The sequence below is a fragment of the Mycobacterium pinniadriaticum genome (assembly GCF_026242045.1).
Taxonomy (GTDB): Bacteria; Actinomycetota; Actinomycetes; order Mycobacteriales; family Mycobacteriaceae; genus Mycobacterium; species Mycobacterium pinniadriaticum.
Genome location: NZ_JAPJDO010000041.1, coordinates 33,964 through 49,429 on the forward strand (window position 1 = coordinate 33,964; position 15,466 = coordinate 49,429).

15 protein-coding genes and 1 pseudogene are annotated in these 15,466 nt (G+C 66.6%); 9 read left to right on the forward strand and 7 right to left on the reverse strand.

The genetic code is table 11. The features are described 5' to 3' along the window. Positions 1 to 5: 5 nt before the first annotated feature. Positions 6 to 351, reverse strand: a pseudogene (locus tag ORI27_RS27895) (VOC family protein). 83 nt (positions 352 to 434) lie between these two features. Here ORI27_RS27895 and ORI27_RS27900 point away from each other — a divergent pair. Continuing rightward, positions 435 to 1,559 carry a TDT family transporter gene (locus ORI27_RS27900; protein ID WP_266000366.1) on the forward strand — a complete coding sequence of 375 codons (1,125 nt, stop codon included), beginning with the start codon at positions 435 to 437 and terminating at the stop codon, positions 1,557 to 1,559. A gap of 78 nt (positions 1,560 to 1,637) precedes the next feature. Here the strand turns inward: ORI27_RS27900 and ORI27_RS27905 are convergent, their stop codons facing one another. Then, on the reverse strand, positions 1,638 to 2,051 hold the full coding sequence (locus ORI27_RS27905) for a VOC family protein (protein ID WP_266000367.1): 414 nt from the start codon (positions 2,049 to 2,051) through the stop codon (positions 1,638 to 1,640). 80 nt (positions 2,052 to 2,131) lie between these two features. Between ORI27_RS27905 and ORI27_RS27910 the strand changes: the two genes are divergently transcribed. From ORI27_RS27910 to ORI27_RS27920, 3 genes are read left to right on the forward strand one after another with little or no spacing between them, the layout of a single operon-like run. After that, positions 2,132 to 3,034, forward strand: coding sequence for an LLM class flavin-dependent oxidoreductase (locus ORI27_RS27910; RefSeq protein ID WP_266000387.1), 903 nt, complete (start codon positions 2,132 to 2,134; stop codon positions 3,032 to 3,034). Between the two features lie 52 nt (positions 3,035 to 3,086). Continuing rightward, on the forward strand, positions 3,087 to 4,256 hold the full coding sequence (locus ORI27_RS27915) for an alpha-hydroxy-acid oxidizing protein (RefSeq protein WP_266000369.1): 1,170 nt from the start codon (positions 3,087 to 3,089) through the stop codon (positions 4,254 to 4,256). A gap of 5 nt (positions 4,257 to 4,261) precedes the next feature. Further along, entirely contained in the window at positions 4,262 to 4,936 is a 675-nt protein-coding gene (locus ORI27_RS27920) for a pyridoxamine 5'-phosphate oxidase family protein (RefSeq protein WP_266000370.1), read from the forward strand. Here the strand turns inward: ORI27_RS27920 and ORI27_RS27925 are convergent. The 5 genes from ORI27_RS27925 to ORI27_RS27945 all read right to left on the reverse strand — a co-directional run bounded on the left by ORI27_RS27925 (position 4,884) and on the right by ORI27_RS27945 (position 8,601). Next, entirely contained in the window at positions 4,884 to 6,320 is a 1,437-nt protein-coding gene (locus tag ORI27_RS27925; protein ID WP_266000371.1) for an MFS transporter, read from the reverse strand. The genes ORI27_RS27920 and ORI27_RS27925 overlap by 53 nt on opposite strands. A gap of 105 nt (positions 6,321 to 6,425) precedes the next feature. Continuing rightward, positions 6,426 to 6,575: a hypothetical protein gene (locus ORI27_RS27930; RefSeq protein ID WP_266000372.1), complete on the reverse strand. Its 150-nt coding sequence runs from the start codon at positions 6,573 to 6,575 to the stop codon at positions 6,426 to 6,428. A gap of 13 nt (positions 6,576 to 6,588) precedes the next feature. After that, a complete protein-coding gene (locus ORI27_RS27935; protein ID WP_266000373.1) occupies positions 6,589 to 6,873 on the reverse strand; it encodes a hypothetical protein in 285 nt (94 codons plus the stop codon). A 74-nt stretch (positions 6,874 to 6,947) separates the two neighbouring features. Next, entirely contained in the window at positions 6,948 to 7,169 is a 222-nt protein-coding gene (locus ORI27_RS27940) for a hypothetical protein (protein ID WP_266000374.1), read from the reverse strand. Positions 7,170 to 7,278: 109 nt separating this feature from the next. Next, the gene (locus ORI27_RS27945; RefSeq protein WP_266000375.1) at positions 7,279 to 8,601 is read right to left on the reverse strand and encodes a flavin monoamine oxidase family protein; all 1,323 of its coding nucleotides are present in this window, start codon (positions 8,599 to 8,601) and stop codon (positions 7,279 to 7,281) included. 3 nt (positions 8,602 to 8,604) lie between these two features. Between ORI27_RS27945 and ORI27_RS27950 the strand changes: the two genes are divergently transcribed. The 5 genes from ORI27_RS27950 to ORI27_RS27970 form a co-directional block, all read left to right on the forward strand. After that, positions 8,605 to 9,045 carry a hypothetical protein gene (locus tag ORI27_RS27950; RefSeq protein ID WP_266000376.1) on the forward strand — a complete coding sequence of 147 codons (441 nt, stop codon included), beginning with the start codon at positions 8,605 to 8,607 and terminating at the stop codon, positions 9,043 to 9,045. Further along, positions 9,039 to 9,173 carry a hypothetical protein gene (locus ORI27_RS27955; RefSeq protein ID WP_266074030.1) on the forward strand — a complete coding sequence of 45 codons (135 nt, stop codon included), beginning with the start codon at positions 9,039 to 9,041 and terminating at the stop codon, positions 9,171 to 9,173. The genes ORI27_RS27950 and ORI27_RS27955 overlap by 7 nt, the downstream gene beginning before the upstream one ends. Positions 9,174 to 9,377: 204 nt before the next feature. Further along, positions 9,378 to 9,737 carry a hemophore-related protein gene (locus ORI27_RS27960; protein WP_266000378.1) on the forward strand — a complete coding sequence of 120 codons (360 nt, stop codon included), beginning with the start codon at positions 9,378 to 9,380 and terminating at the stop codon, positions 9,735 to 9,737. 335 nt (positions 9,738 to 10,072) lie between these two features. After that, entirely contained in the window at positions 10,073 to 11,683 is a 1,611-nt protein-coding gene (locus ORI27_RS27965) for a PfaD family polyunsaturated fatty acid/polyketide biosynthesis protein (RefSeq protein WP_266000379.1), read from the forward strand. Between the two features lie 8 nt (positions 11,684 to 11,691). Continuing rightward, on the forward strand, positions 11,692 to 15,466 hold a 3,775-nt coding region (locus ORI27_RS27970; protein WP_266000380.1), incomplete at its 3' end, for a beta-ketoacyl synthase N-terminal-like domain-containing protein.

Consider the following 15,466-nt stretch of genomic DNA (forward strand, 5'->3'; position numbering starts at 1 on the left):
ACGCCTCAGCCGGGCCCGGATCCGTAGGGCCGGGTGATGATCTCCAGGAAGTGGCCCGCCGGATCGCGGAAGTAGACGCCGCGCCCGCCGTCGTTGCGGTTGATCTCACCGGGCCGGGTCGCCCGGGGATCGGCCCAGTGGGGCAGCTTGCGATCGGCGATCTTCGTGTAGATCGCGTCGAAGTCGGCTTCGGAGACCAGGAACGCGTAGTGCTGCGGGTGAATCGGTTCCTCACCCGCAGCGTCGGCCCACGGGCACGGCATCGGGCAGCCCGAACAGTTCGGTCAAGAACCCGGCGGACTCGTGCTTGTCGCGTGCCGCCACGATGGTGTGATTGAACCCGATTGCCATAACCCTTACCAGTCAAGCACTTTCGGCCACGCCCCGCAATGAGGGTCGGGCTCGGCCGGCTGGTGCCGTACCGTCTGTGACTTATGGCGACACCGCAGACCCGTGGCGAAGTGCTGGGCAATATCGGACCCAACTGGTTCGCATCGGTGATGGGCACCGGAATCGTGGCCGCCGCGGGCGCGACGCTCCCGGTCCACGTCTGGGGCCTGCGCGGTTTCGCCCTGGTGGTATGGGCGATCGCCGCGGTGCTGCTGGCCGTGCTGATCGCGGTGGTGGGCGTGCACTGGTTGCGACACCCGACGGTTGCCCGCAGCCATGCCCGAAATCCGCAGATGGCCCACTTCTACGGGGCGGCGCCGATGGCGTTGCTGACCGTCGGTGGCGGCGCGGTGCTGGTCGGCCGCGACCTCATCGGTGAACGACTCGCGGTCGACCTGGACTGGGTGCTGTGGACGGCCGGCACCGTGGGAGGACTGTTCACAGCGGTGAGCATTCCGTTCCTGATGTTCACCCAGCACAACGTCGAACCCGACGCGGCGTTCGGCGGCTGGCTGATGCCGGTGGTGCCCCCGATGGTCTCGGCGGCCAACGGCGCCTTGCTCATCCCGCATATGGCACCGGGCACCGGGCGCACCACCATGCTCTACGGCTGCTACGCGATGTTCGGGCTCTCGTTGGTGGCCGCATTCATCATCATCACGCTGATCTGGAGCAGGCTTGCGCTGTACGGAACGTCGGGTACCGCCAGGGTGCCCACGCTCTGGATTGTGCTGGGTCCACTCGGGCAATCCATCACCGCCGCCGGGCTTCTCGGCCTCAACGCGGCGCTGGCGGTGCGCCCGGACCTGGCCGACAACCTGAACGCCTTCGCGATCATCTTCGGAGTGCCGGTGTGGGGATTCGCGGTGCTCTGGATCGCGCTGGCCACCTCGTTGACGATCCGCACCCTGCGGCGGGGCATGCCGTTCGCGCTCACCTGGTGGAGCCTGACCTTCCCGGTCGGCACCTTCGTCACGGGCACCACGCAGCTGGCCGTGCACACCGGGCTGCCGGCGTTCAAGGCCGCGGCCGTCATCGCCTATGTCGGGCTGCTGGGAACCTGGCTGCTGGTCGCTGTCAGGACTACGCGGGGGAGCCTGCGAGGCAACCTGCTGAACCCACCACCGGCCGCGGGGCCGATTCGTGCCCGCAAGGATCCCGCGCCCTAGTCTGCTTGCGCCCAACCCGGCGGTTCGCCGGGAAAGTTCGAGAAAGACCCGCCAAAACGTCGATCTCGCGGCCGGCTCCTACTTGCGGGCCGTCAGCTCCAGGGCGATGTTGTCGGGGTCACGGAATTCCAGGATGTAGGACACCCCGATGTCCTTGATGGGCTCGTGCGCGATGCCGAGTGCGTCGAGATGTGCCGCAGCCATTTCCAGGTCAGGCAGGCCGGGTAGGCCGAAAGCCAGGTGATCTAGGCCGACCCGGTCTTCGTCGAAGGTTCCGGTTCCGGTTGGGCGCAGCCCGATCAGCGCGGTGCCGATGTTGTAGATGACACCCCCGAACAGGAACGAAAGTTGCTCACGGGTCGCCGCGTCGGCGTTCTCGGGCAGTGCGGCGAAGACCGGCCAGCCGAAAACGCTGTCGTAGAACTCGCGCGACCGCTTGATGTCGGTGACGGTCAGCCGCAGGTGGGCGATGGCGGTGGTGTCGATCGGCATGCGGGTCATCCTGTCAGTACCCGCCGAACCGCGGGGGCGCGTGCAGCCGCCGTGCCAGAATCGCGGTCGTGCAGATTGGGATGACCTTGCCGGTGATGGAGCCGGACGTCGACGCAGAGACCCTCAAGCGGTGGGCCCAGGCCATCGACGAGGGACCGTTCTCCTCGCTGTGCTGGGGTGAGCGGATCGCCTTCGCCAACCCGGACTCGCTGACACTGCTGGGCGCGCTGTCCGGATGGACCGAGCGGGTGCCGCTGGTGGCCACCGTGGTCGTTCCCCAGTTGCACGATCCGGTGATGCTGGCCAAGGCGCTGGCCACCGGTGATCTGCTCAGCGGCGGGCGGCTGACCGTCGGCATCGGGGTGGGGGGTCGCCACGAGGATTACCGCGCCGCCGGTGCCGACCCGAAGACCCAGACCATGCGGGACATGGCCGAGCGGGTGGCCATCATGAAGCGAGTCTGGGCGGGGGAGAAGGTCACCGAATCGGTGCTGCCGGTTGGGCCTCGGCCCGCCCGCGACGGCGGGCCGCGACTGCTGGTCGGCACCACCGGACCCAAGACCCTGCGCAGCGCCGCGCAGTGGGCCGAGGGGCTGGCCGGGATCTCGATGGACCTCGACCTCGCCAAGCAGAACGAACTGTTCGACGTCGCCCGCGACGCGTGGGCGGCCGCGGGTAAGGCCAAACCGCATCTCGCGACGTCGTTTTGGTTCGCCCTGGGCGACGGCGATCAGCCACGCGAACAAGTCATTCAGCATCTGCGTCATTACATGAACTGGATCCCCCGGGAGTACGTCGATGCGATCGCGCCGAGCACCGGATGGGCGGGAAGCGACGACGAACTCGTCGCGGTGCTGCGGGGCTTCGCCGAGATCGGTACCAGCGAGGTGCACCTGATCCCAACCAGTACTGACATCGGCCAGCTACGCCGCGTTGCGGACCTTGTTGGTGAAGTATCCGCCCAAACCGACGTTTCGGCGTAGAAGTGCGAGTAGAAGTCGCCATTACGTCGATTTCGCGCCAGAAGGAGGAGTCATGACTCAGCCGTACGGCAACTACCAGATCGAGATCTACTTCCAGGGCCTCACCGGTGTGGTGCCCGGCCTGCCGATGTCCTTCGCCGAGTTGGAAGCTCGTGCCGCCCAGGCTCTTTCGCCATCGATCTGGTCGTATGTAGCCGGTGGCGCCGGCGATGAGCGCACCCAGCGTGCCAACGTCAGCGCCTTCGAACAGTGGGGCCTGATACCGCGGATGCTGGTCGGGGCCACCGAGCGGGACCTGTCGGTGGAACTGTGGGGGCGGCACTGGCCGGCTCCGGTGTTCATGGCGCCGATCGGCGTGATCGGCTTGTGCACCGTCGACCGGCACGGCGATCTGGCCGCGGCCCGCGCCGCCGCGGCCACCGGTGTGCCGATGTGCGTCTCGACGCTGACGATGGATCCCCTGGAGGATGTGGCCGCTGAGTTCGGCGATACGCCGGGCCTGTTCCAGTTGTATACACCCGTCGATCGGGAGATGGCCGAGAGTTTCGTTCACCGTGCCGAATCCGCCGGCTACGCCGGCATCGTGGTGACGCTGGACACCTGGGTGCCGGGGTGGCGCCCGCGCGATCTGAGCACCGCGAACTTCCCGCAGTTACGCGGCCTGTGCTTGTCCAACTACATCAGTGACCCGGTTTTCCGTGCCAAGGTCGACGCCGACATCGACGCCGACCCGCGCAACGCCGTACTGCCCTGGGTCAGCAACTTCGGAAATTCGTTGACCTGGAACGATTTATCGTGGCTTCGATCGTTGACGTCGCTGCCGCTGATCCTCAAGGGCATCTGCCATCCCGACGACGCCCGCCGCGCCATCGACGCAGGCGTCGACGGCATCTACTGCTCGAACCACGGCGGCCGCCAAGCCAACGGCGGACTTCCGGCTCTCGACTGTCTGCCCGACGTGGTGGCCGCCGCCGGTGACGTCCCGGTGCTGTTCGACTCCGGCGTCCGCTCCGGTGCCGACATCGTCAAGGCATTGGCGATGGGCGCCAAGGCGGTCGGTATCGGCCGGCCCTACGCGTACGGCGCGGCCCTGGCCGGAACCGACGGAATCGTGCACGTGTTGCGCTCGATGCTGGCCGAGGCCGATCTGATCATGGCCATCGACGGGTACCCGACCCGCAGCGATCTGGCTCGTGATTCGCTGCGGCCCGTGCGACAGTAGGGCCCATGTCGCAACCATCCACCCGGGTCAGCCGCCTGCCGGAGAAGCAGAGCACTTCGCGCGCCCGGCTTGACCAACTCCTCGACGCGACACCACTGGCGACCATCGCGTTGATCCGTGATGGCCACCCGGTGGTCTTTCCGATCGGCTTCGCGCGGATCGACGATGAAGTGGTCATTCACGGCTCGACGGGCTCACCATGGATGCGTCAACTGGCCGGTGGCGTCGCAGTCGCGGTCTCTGTCACGGCACTCGATGGGGTTCTGGTGGCGCGCAGCGGATTCGAATCCTCCTTTCAGTTCCGCAGCGCGGTGCTGTTCGGCACATTCGAGCTGATCCCGGACGCCGAGAAAGTCCGCTACCTCGAGACGCTGACCGACACCTTCATCCCTGGCCGGGTGTCCGAACTTCGGCCCAGCTCGCGCAAGGAGCTGGCCGCCACGATGGCGCTGCGGATGCCGATTGAGGGCGACAACTGGTCGCTCAAGATCGGAGACGGGTGGCCCGAGGACCCTGACGACGATGTCGCCGCCGGGGCGTGGGCCGGAGTGGTTCCGCTGACCACCCGCTACGGTGAGCCACAGCGGGCTCCGGACTGCGATCCGGGGACGCCGCTTCCCCCATCGGTCAGGGCGATGGTTGGCGAGCTATCGAACCGCCGGGGGAGACAGCGTCCTTAGCAAGGGGTTTCGGCCGTAGGACGAAGCTGAACACCAGCGCGATGATGCCGACGGCGACACACGTCCAAAACGCTTGCTGGAACGTGGTGTCGGTGCCGAATCCGACAATGGGTCCGGCCCACGCGAATCCCAGCGAGAAGCCGATGCCATAGCTGGCATTGGCCAGGCCTGGCAGCGCCCCGGGCGCCTCGTCGGATGCCTGTAGGACGCCCAGCGACATCAGCGGCGTGTGGATGACTGCGGAGCAAGTGATTCCGTAGGCCACCATCAATGCCACCACCGCCCATTGGTAGTCGGCGAAGACGGCCATCAGCGCGACCACGACGATCGTGGCGACGATCCCGGCACGCAGCACCGTGACGAAACCAATGCGGACGGCGAGCCGGCCGACGAATGGCGACGTGAGCAGCTGGACGACCGCAGCAGGGGTCAGGAACAGAAGGGCGGTCATCGTTGCATTGAGCCCGAAGCCGGAATCCGGGTCCTCGGCCAGGCTGGGAATGATGAACGCCTGCACCATCATGAACGACCCCACGACCAGGATCGTGACGACGATCAGCGGCCAAGCCTCCCGAGACCGGATGTATTTGAGCCCGACGACGGGGTAAGCGACGCGGTTGTTCGACACGACCAGCGCCACGAAAGCCGCACCGGTCACCGCCAGCCAGACCAGCGCCGGCGTCGACGTCCATCCGTCGTGTCCGCCGTTGGACATGAACATTGTGAGGGCGCCGACGCTCAGCGCGATGAAGACCGCACCGATCCAGTCCATCCGGCCCTCGGAGCGGGCGCCCGGCTCGTCGGCGGGTACCCACATCCATGCGAAAGCCACGGCGAGCAGGCCGACCACTGTGGTCAGGAGGAATATCGAGCGGTAGCCGAAGACATCGGTCATGATGCCGGCGAGGAAGGCATCCCCGCCCGCCACTCCGCCGTTGATGGACGCCATCAGCCCGCAGCACACGCCGAAGGTCGCGCCGCTGACCCGGGCCCGCAGAATCATGAAGCCCAGGCCGTACGTGATGTTCGAGGCCCCCTGCAGGAACCGGCCCACCATGACGATCGGCAGCGATGTGCTCAGGCACAGCACTGTGCCGACACAGCACAGGACGAGGATGCCGATCAGGACGCGCTTGCGTCCGATGTAGTCACTCCACCTGATCAGCACGACGTTGGCGATCGCCCCGGCCACGAAGAACGGTGTCGACATGGCGGCGAATGCGCCGGGCCCGAGGGTTTCGTTGATATCGCGGACGGCCGGCGACAGCATGGTGGCGTTCAAGGAGAACGACATCACCGCGAAGACCAGGGCCGCCACCAGGAGCACGATCTGTCGACGCGACAGCGAATCCGTCTCGATGGCACCCTCGCGCTGCTGACCCACCAAGTTCACTCCTCGCGCGAGTAGCCCGGTGGGGCGGCGTCCTAGCATGCCGCTGCCCGGCAAATTGAGTGCATCGTAAATGACGAACCCGCGCAGCGCCTGCGATCAGCGGCGTCCCCACGGCCCGAGCAGCATCCGCCAGAACTTCCGGTACGACTCCGGGAAGACGGTGTCCTCGGTGCTTCGTCGTGAAGGGTTGTTGTCTTCCGGCTCGTCGGGGCGCTCCCGGCCGGGGGTTTCGTCGCGCTCAGCCACGATGGTCGCCCGGTTAACGGCGTCCCGGCCCGATGGGGCCGGGGCCGAGCGGGCCAGGGCCGACGGGTCCGGGGCCGACGGGGCCGGGGCCGGGGCCGGCCGGGCCGATATAGCAGCACGGGTTGATGTACACATTCACGTCGTCGTAGTACTCGCACTGGTTGGTTTCCCAGTTGAAATACATTCCGACGCCGCAGCCGTCCTCGGCTGAACTTGTTGCTGCCCAGGATATTCCGGCTACCGGCATGGATGCCACCATCAGTGCGCAGGCGATGAGACGCCCCATTCGGTTGCGCATGTGCCCCCGCCTTTCGCCGATCGGTGTCTCACCGTATCGAACTACCGGGGTGGCGTCTGCCAAACGGCGGCCGGTTACGCGCGCAGCCGGGTGCTGGGGTGTCTGGCGACGGCAGACAGCCATTGGGCGCTGATCGTCAGGTCATCGAGTTGACGGTCGATCCCGTCGACACGGTTGGACATGTCGCGCAGCTGCCTGGCCAGTTCGGCGCGCTGCACGACCAATTTCGTCCGCATCCGTTCGAGCATCGCCAAGAGCGTCTGCGCTTCCGCGCGGGTCGGGGTGTTGGCCGTCATCGGGGTCTCCTCTGGGAGATTTCGGTATGTTCCCAGGCTGCGCCCGATGGGCATCGGGGTGCCAGCGGTTTGGGACACCGGCAGGCTGTTCGCAGCGGGTGCAGAGAAACTAGGCGAGGATCCGGTCGGCTTCCCGCAGGCCGCTCAGGTAGGCACCGTGGACGGTGCCGAACCACTCGGGATCGGTTGCCTCCCCCGCGAACAGGAGGCGATCGCCGACCGGCTCACCGAGCGCGTGCATATCGTCCGGGCTGGAGCCCACGGCGAGGAAACTGTACGAGCCGCGCGCGTATTGATCGGTGCCCCAACGCGTCACGAGCGATCCGGTGGGTGGTGGCGCATCGATCGCGGTGATCAATTCGTCGACTGCCTCCTGGTCTGGCAGCGATTCGCGGGACCATGCCGCCTGCCCGCCGCGTAACCCCACCAGCAGCGGCTTGTCCGTGAATATCAACCCGTTGACCAGATCGGCGACGGGTGCGTCGTTGCCTATCAGCCCGACCATCGACGTCGACTCGGGCCAGAACGGTTTGTCGAAGGCGACGACAACCTTGTTCAGCAGTCCGAAGCCGAGCCGCTCGATGGCGTTGCGCTTGGCCTCCGGGAGGGGCGGGTCGAATGTGATGGTCCCCGCTTTGAGTATTCCGAGCGGGACGGTGACGAGCACTCGGTCGGCGATGACCGACCCCTGGGAGGTTTCGAGGTGTACCTGTTCGCTTCCGTGCGTGATCCGCCTGACCTCGGTGCGTGGGCGGATGTCCAGGCCTTCGGCGAGGTGCTGTGACAGTTGGGCGTAGCCCCCGGGAAGGATGACATCGGGCCCCTCGAACTGTCCTTCGCTGCCGAGCCAGCGCAGCGACAGCTGGTCGGGGTCGGCCGCGTATTCCCCGGAAATCTGGGACGCCACGTTCCATGCGACCAGCGGATCGTCGAGGTCCGCGATCCCGGCCAGACCGTCTGCGACCGATTCGCCGGGGCGCGCGTCTTCACTGCGCTCGTCCAGCTTCTCGACGATCCTGTGCCAGTCGGCGACCGATGCCGCGGCCACCTTCGGATCGGCGAATTCGCCGTTCTCGACCAGGACGAAGTCGTCGAAATCCGTTGGCACAGTTCTCGCCCCGATGTCGTGGGCGAGTTTGGTCAGCGGGTTGTTCTCAGTGCCGTGGATCCACGACGCGCCCAGGTCGATCGGGACTCCCAGGGAGGTGTCAGTCCGCGTGCGTCCACCGATGCGGTCCCGGGCCTCCAGCACGGTGACCTTGACGCCGGCATCGGCGAGTCGGCGCGCCGCTGCCAACCCCGAGAAGCCCGCACCGACGACCACGACGTGATCACCGAACCTGTCGTCCGCGCCGCCGCACCCCGGTAGCAGGGGCGCCGCGGCGAGCGCGCCGAACCCCAGCAGGAACCCGCGTCGCCCGACCGCACGCATGGGGTGACGCTATCCGGCGAGGACGGCAGCGAAGCCGGAATCATGGATGTCGACCTGCGATTAGTCGGGCGCAAGAGGCCGACCTTTGCCATGCACTATCCGCGCAGCCCCGCACCGGTTGACTGCTCGGCCGAGCAGCCGGTTCCCAAGCCCGTGCCGTCCGTTGTCGAGGGCTGCCAGATGCTGATCGCCATTCCGGTCTGCGAAACCGCGTTCGCCCTTGCCGTTGTGATCAACGCCACAGTGCTCGGCTTGGCGGCCTCCGAGTCGGTTGTCGCCGGCTATCACGGCGTCTTCGACGTGCTCGACAACGTCATCGTGTCGGTCTACGCCATCGAGTTGCTGATCCGGTTCACCGCGGCGTCGTCCTGCCGGAAAACGTCGCGATGGGACTGCGAAGTGTCGCCGTGGTGCTGTTCTCTCTCGGCCATACCGTCATGCTGAGCTTCCTGGTCTTCAACCTGCTCATCGGTGTCGTGCTGACCTTGATGAAGGAGTCCCGGGCGGTGGAATCCGGCCAAGCGCGAGATCGACGACGGCTGGAGCGGTTGCGCCGCCCGGCAAGCACTTGAGGACGCCGAGTGGGAACTCCAGCGATCCCACCGCGATGGCCGGACGTGAGGGACGGCCGCGGGTCGGATCGGCTGGCGTTGAGGTGGCCGAGCGAACTGCAGGGCTATGTAAATGGGGCGTTTCCTCCACCCCGCGAAGTCGCCGTGCTTAACTTGCCTCTGCTCAGCCGGGCGCGGCCGTGGCAAAGGAAAGGACGCCCGTTCATGAAATCAGCAAAGTGCTTACGGAGCGTCGTCGTCGTCGGCAGCGTGACGGCAGTGTTTTCCGTGTTGGTGGGCGGCACCGCATCCGCTGACCCGATCATGGACGCGCTGGCTAACACGCCCTGCAGCTATTCACAGGTCACCGCCGCCCTCGATGCGCAGGCTCCCGCCCTGGCCGCGCAACTCAACCATCGCCCGGATATGCAGACGAACTTGCAGCAATTCCTGGCACTGCCGGTGGACCAGCGCCAGCAACAACTAGCGCAGCAGCAAGCAGCCAACCCACAGCTTCAAGCCATCCTCGCCGCCCAGATCGGACCCCAGGTCGTGCAGGTCGCCAACACCTGCATGAATTACTGACCCCGCGTTAGGTCGGAACCCGCGTCTGCGTTCGGCGGCGGCCCGCCGGCGCAACCGCACACCATAAACGTGGTTACGGTCCCGTACCTTTTCCTGCCCGGGGTTGTGGCGCCGGTGTTTCACCGGACAAATTCTTTCACGCCGTCTTTGCTGTACGGTCGAGCACGCCCGGATGAAAGTGACGGAAAACCGACCCCGGGCGTGTCATTTCGGCAACGGTTGCGGGGGCCGTCGGCGTACGATCCTCACAGAGTTACCGCCGGGTAGGCCGCCGGGCATATGAACGTGTTCTAAAACGCAGATTTGTCGCGCGCGTAAAGCTAGAGTCGCTCCTCATGCAGGCCACGTTGGCTAACTCCCATCCGACGAATGGTGCCTCGTTGGCGCCGCTGGATCGACCTGATGTCGGTGAGGCGCTCGCCGCGATCCGGCGGCCGGTTGCCGTCGTGGGTTCGGCGCAGGGGCCACGTGCCGTCCTCCTCGACAGCGCAGGGCTGCTGACGCCGGAGATCATGAGCCAGAACGTGCTGGCCGTATTGCCGCCCATGTATCCCGAGTGGCTCGGCGACCGTGGTTTCACCGTGTCGCATGGCGTGCGATTCCCGTACGTGATCGGTGAGATGGCCCGCGGAATCGCGACACCGAGGATGACCGTCGAGGGCGTGCGGGCCGGGGGGATGGCCTTCTACGGCAGCGCCGGACTGGATCTGGGCACCATCGAAGCGGGTGTGCGAGAGATTCAGGCCGCCCTGGGGCAGGACTCCATCGGCTGGGGTGCCAATCTGATCCACAACGTCCAGAGTGACGGGGTCGAACTCGCGACTGTCGACCTGTTCCATCGTCTCGGCGTCCGCTATGTTTCGGCCTCGGCGTTCATGCGCCTCACCCCGGCTGTCGTGCTCTATGCCGTGAAGGGCTTGCGCCGCGACGCACACGGGCAGATCACCCGGGCTGGGCATATCTTCGCCAAGGTTTCGCGCGACGAGGTGGCACGCCAGTTTCTCTCCCCGGCTCCGGAAGCGATGCTGCGCGCGTTGGTCGCCGAGGGCCGCATCACCGCCGAGGAAGCCGCACTCGCAAGTCAGATTCCGATCGCCGAGGACATCACCGCCGAAGCGGATTCGGGTGGCCACACCGACAATCGCGCATTGACGGTGTTGCTCCCGCGCCTGATCAGTCTGCGCGACGAGATCGCTTCGGCGTACGGCTACACCGTCCTGCCCCGGGTGGGGGCGGCCGGCGGACTGGGGACGCCCGCCGCCGTCGCGGCCGCCTTCGCCGCCGGTGCGGCGTACGTGCTCACCGGCTCGGTCAACCAGTCGGCGGTGGAGAGCGGTCTGTCACCGGATGCGCGAACGCTGTTGGGGCTGGCCGAGTCCACTGACGTGGCGATGGCGCCGGCCGCGGACATGTTCGAGATGGGCGTGACGGTACAGGTCCTCAAGCGGGGCACGATGTTCGCCCAGCGCGGCCAACGGCTGGCCGACTTCTATCGGCGCTACTCCTCGCTGGAGGAGGCCCCCGCCGACGAGCTCGCGAATCTCGAGAAGACCGTCCTCGGACGCAGTGTCGCCGACATCTGGGCGGACACCGAGGCCTTCTTCGCCAAGAGTGATCCGCACCAGGTGGAGCGGGCCGCGGCGGATCCGCGCCATCGGATGGCCCTGGTCTTCCGCTGGTACCTGTTCACGGGTTCGCAGTGGGCGCGTGACGGCAATACGGCGCGCCGCGCGGACTACCAGATCTGGTGTGGTCCGGCGATGGGGGCATTCAATCAATGGGTACGGGGGAGTTTTCTCGAGCCGGTGGAGGCGCGCACGGTTCGACAGATCGCGCTCAATCTCCTTGAGGGAGCGGCAACCGTGACCCGCGCCGGGCAGCTTCGCGCAGCGGGCGTCGCGATGCCGCCTTCTGCCTTCGATTTCCGTCCACGTCCTCTCGGATAAGGGTTACCTTGACTGACAACACGCACCAGCCCACTGCCACTCCGATCGCGGTCGTCGCGATGTCCGCGATCTATCCGGGGGAGTCCGGGCTCACCGGCTTCTGGCGCACCATCACCGCCGGCCGTGATGCCATCAGCGAGGTGCCGCCCTCGCACTGGCTGATCGAGGACTACTTCGACGCCGACCCCAAGGCTCCGGACAAGACCTATTGCAAGCGCGGCGGATTCATCGACCCGGTGAACTTCGATCCGGTGCAATTCGGTCTGCCGCCCAATGCGTTGCCCTCGACGGATACCGGGCAGATACTCGCCTTGATCGCGGCCCGGCAGCTGCTCGACGAGGTGCAGCGCCCAGGTGCGGAGGTCGACTTGGACCGGGTGGACGTGGTCCTCGGGGTCGCCTCTACCACCGAGCTCGTTGTGCAGATGGGCTCGCGGATGCAGCGCCCGATCTGGCGTAAGGCCATGCTGGAGAACGGGTTATCGGAAGACGAGACAGACGAGATCTGCCAGGACATCGCGGATCACTATGTACCGTGGCAGGAAAGCACGTTCCCTGGCCTGCTCGGAAACGTCATCGCTGGTCGCGTCGCCAACCGCCTCAACCTCGGTGGTGCCAACTTCGTCACCGACGCCGCCTGTGCCAGTTCACTTTCGGCGCTGCAGTCCGCGCTGCACAGGCTGTATCTGCACGAGTCGGATGTGGTGCTGACCGGCGGCGTCGATGCCCTCAACGACGTGATGATGTTCATGTGTTTCTCCAAGACGCCTGCGTTCTCGGCGACCGGTGACTGCCGGCCCTTCTCCGATGGCGCCGACGGCACGATCATCGGTGAGGGCGTGGGCATGGTGGCCCTCAAGCGGCTCGCCGACGCCGAGCGTGACGGCGACCAGATCCACGCGGTCATCCGCGGGCTGGGCTCCTCCTCCGATGGGCGAGCGTCCAGCGTCTATGCACCGCGTTCGGAAGGGCAGGCCAAAGCCTTGCGCCGCGCCTACGAACGCGCCGGCTATGATCCGTCGACGGTTGAGCTCATCGAGGCGCACGGCACTGCGACCAAAGCGGGTGACGTTGCCGAATTCGCCGGCCTGAAGTCCGTGTTCACCGACAGCTCGGCGCGAGTCGCACTCGGATCGGTGAAGTCTCAGATCGGCCATACCAAAGCCGCAGCGGGTGCCGCCGGACTCATCAAAGCCGTTCTCGCGCTCCAGCATTCAACGTTGCCGGGCACCCTGAAGGTAGATCGCCCCAATCCTGCGATGGGAATTGAGGATTCGCCGTTCTACGTCAACTCGCAGACGCGGCCCTGGGTGCGCAAGAGTGACCAGCCGCGGCGTGCGTCGGTCAGCTCATTCGGTTTCGGCGGCAGCAACTTCCACGTGACGCTGGAGGAGTATCAGGGCGAGCACCGCGCCAAGCGGCTGCGCGCACTGCCCAGCGAGCTGGTAGTACTCAGCGCGAAGTCTGAGGCCGATCTGCAGAAGCGGGCCGCGGACATCGTTGCCGCGGCCCGGTCCGGTGAGAGCCTGGCTCGCATCGCGTTCGAAGCGGCCGAAGAGTTCGACGCCACACAGTCCGCGCGCGCGGGTCTGGTCGCTACGGACGTGAAATCGCTTGAGGCAGTTGCCGAACGACTTCGAAGTGCGTTGGCCGATGGTAAGGCCGCCGAGCTCAAGGACGCCGATATCGCTGTCGGTTTCGGCCCGGCGCGCGAGGGTAAGACGGCTTTCCTGTTCCCCGGCCAAGGCAGCCAGTACGTCGGGATGGGTGGCGATCTGGCGCTGAGCTTCCCCGAAGCGCTTGCGGTGTGGGACGGGCTCGAGGGTGATCTGACCGATCTGCCCGGCGTGGTGTTCCCGGAGCCGGTCTTCGACCCGGCGGCGGTGGACGCGCAGAAGAAAGAACTCACTGCGATGGCCAACGCCCAGCCGGCCATCGCCGCGACCAGCCTCGCGCAGCTCGCGCTGCTCGATGTGCTGGGTGTGAGCGCGACGGCGGCCGCCGGTCACAGCTTCGGCGAAGTCACCGCGCTGGCGGCAGCGGGCGTTCTGCCCACCGAGAGTCTGGTCGAGACGGCTCGCACCCGCGGCACGCTGATGAACGAAGCGGGCCAGGGCAAAGACGGCGCGATGCTGGCGGTCACGGCCACCGCCGACGACGTGCGCGCACTGCTCGCAACCCAGCCGGAGTCGGGATCGCTGGTTATCGCCAACGACAACGCGCCCACCCAGGTGGTGCTGGCTGGATACACCTCGGATATCGAGTGGGCCCAGAACGCGGCGAAAGCCAAAGGCTGGGGAGCGGTCCGTTTGCCGGTCGCCTCGGCGTTCCACTCGGAGATCGTGGCGGCGAGCTCGGCACCGTTGACTGCCTACCTGAAGACTCTGAAGATCGGGCAGCCGAACTTCCCGGTCTACGCGAACGCCACTGCGCAGGTCTACAGCGAGGACGTCGCCGTGCAACTCGGCGATCAGGTTCAGCAGGTGGTGCGGTTCCGCGAGATGATCGAGGCGATGGCCCGTGATGGGGTCACCCGCTTCATCGAAGTCGGTCCGAGCCGGGTTCTGACCGGTCTGGTCGGGAAGATCCTCGGCGACTCGGCACATATCGCGGTGGCACTGGACGACCCGAAGGCCGACGGTCTGCGTGGTTGGCATCGCGGCTTGGCCGCGCTGGCGGCCGACGGTGTGGCGTTGGATCTGGTCGCTCTGTTCGATCATTACGCCGAGCCGGTGAAGTTCGTTCCAGCACCGAAGCACGTCGTCAAGGTCGGGGGAGCGAATCTCGGCAAGCCGTATCCGCCTGTGGACGGCAAGGTTTCGATCACCCCGAAGCGCACTCGGGTGAGCGTGCAGAGCCCAGCGCCGGCAGTTGCCGAAGCTCCGGCGCCGGCCCCTGCCGTCCAGCGGATGGAGGCGCCCACCGTCCATACGCCGGCGCCGGCGCCGCAGGCTCAGGCGCCGGTGGTTCACCAGCAGGTGCCGGTGGTTCACCGGCAGGCGGAGGTACAGGCGGAGGTGGTTGAGGCACCGCTTTCCGGCGATGTCTGGAGCATCATCGACAGCATCCAGAAAGAGACCGCCGAACAGCATCAGCGCTACATGGACGTGGTGACGCACAGCCACCAGGCCTTCCTGGATATGTCCACCCAGATGATGGCGCAGATCGTGGGCGGCCCGGCGACTGTCACCCAGGCGCCCAGGGCGCTCCCGAGTGCTGCGCCGCAGCAGATTCCGGCTCCAGTTGCCGCCGCCCCGGTGACCGCGCCGCCGGTGGCCGTCGCTCCGGTTTCACCCGCGCCGGTCGCTGCGCCGACGCCGGCCGCTCCGGTCGCCATCGCGCCGGTACCTGCGGCTGCGGCGCCTGCTGCGGCTGCGGTGCCCGCTGCGGCTGCGGGTGATGTTGTGTTGTCGATTGTTTCGGAGAAGACGGGTTATCCGGTTGACATGCTCGGGTTGGGCATGGAGATGGAGGCCGAGCTGGGGATTGATTCGATCAAGCAGGTCGAGATTTTGGCGGCGTTGCAGGCGAAGTTCCCTGGTGCTCCGGAGATCCCGGCCTCTGAGTTGTCGGGATTGCGGACGTTGCAGGATGTTGTCGATACGATCGCCGATTTCGCTGGGCCGGTGACGGCTGCGGCTGCGGCGCCTGTTGTGCCGGTGGCTGCGGGTCCGGCTGCGGGTGATGTTGTGTTGTCGATTGTTTCGGAGAAGACGGGTTATCCGGTTGACATGCTCGGGTTGGGCATGGAGATGGAGGCCGAGCTGGGGATTGATTCGATCA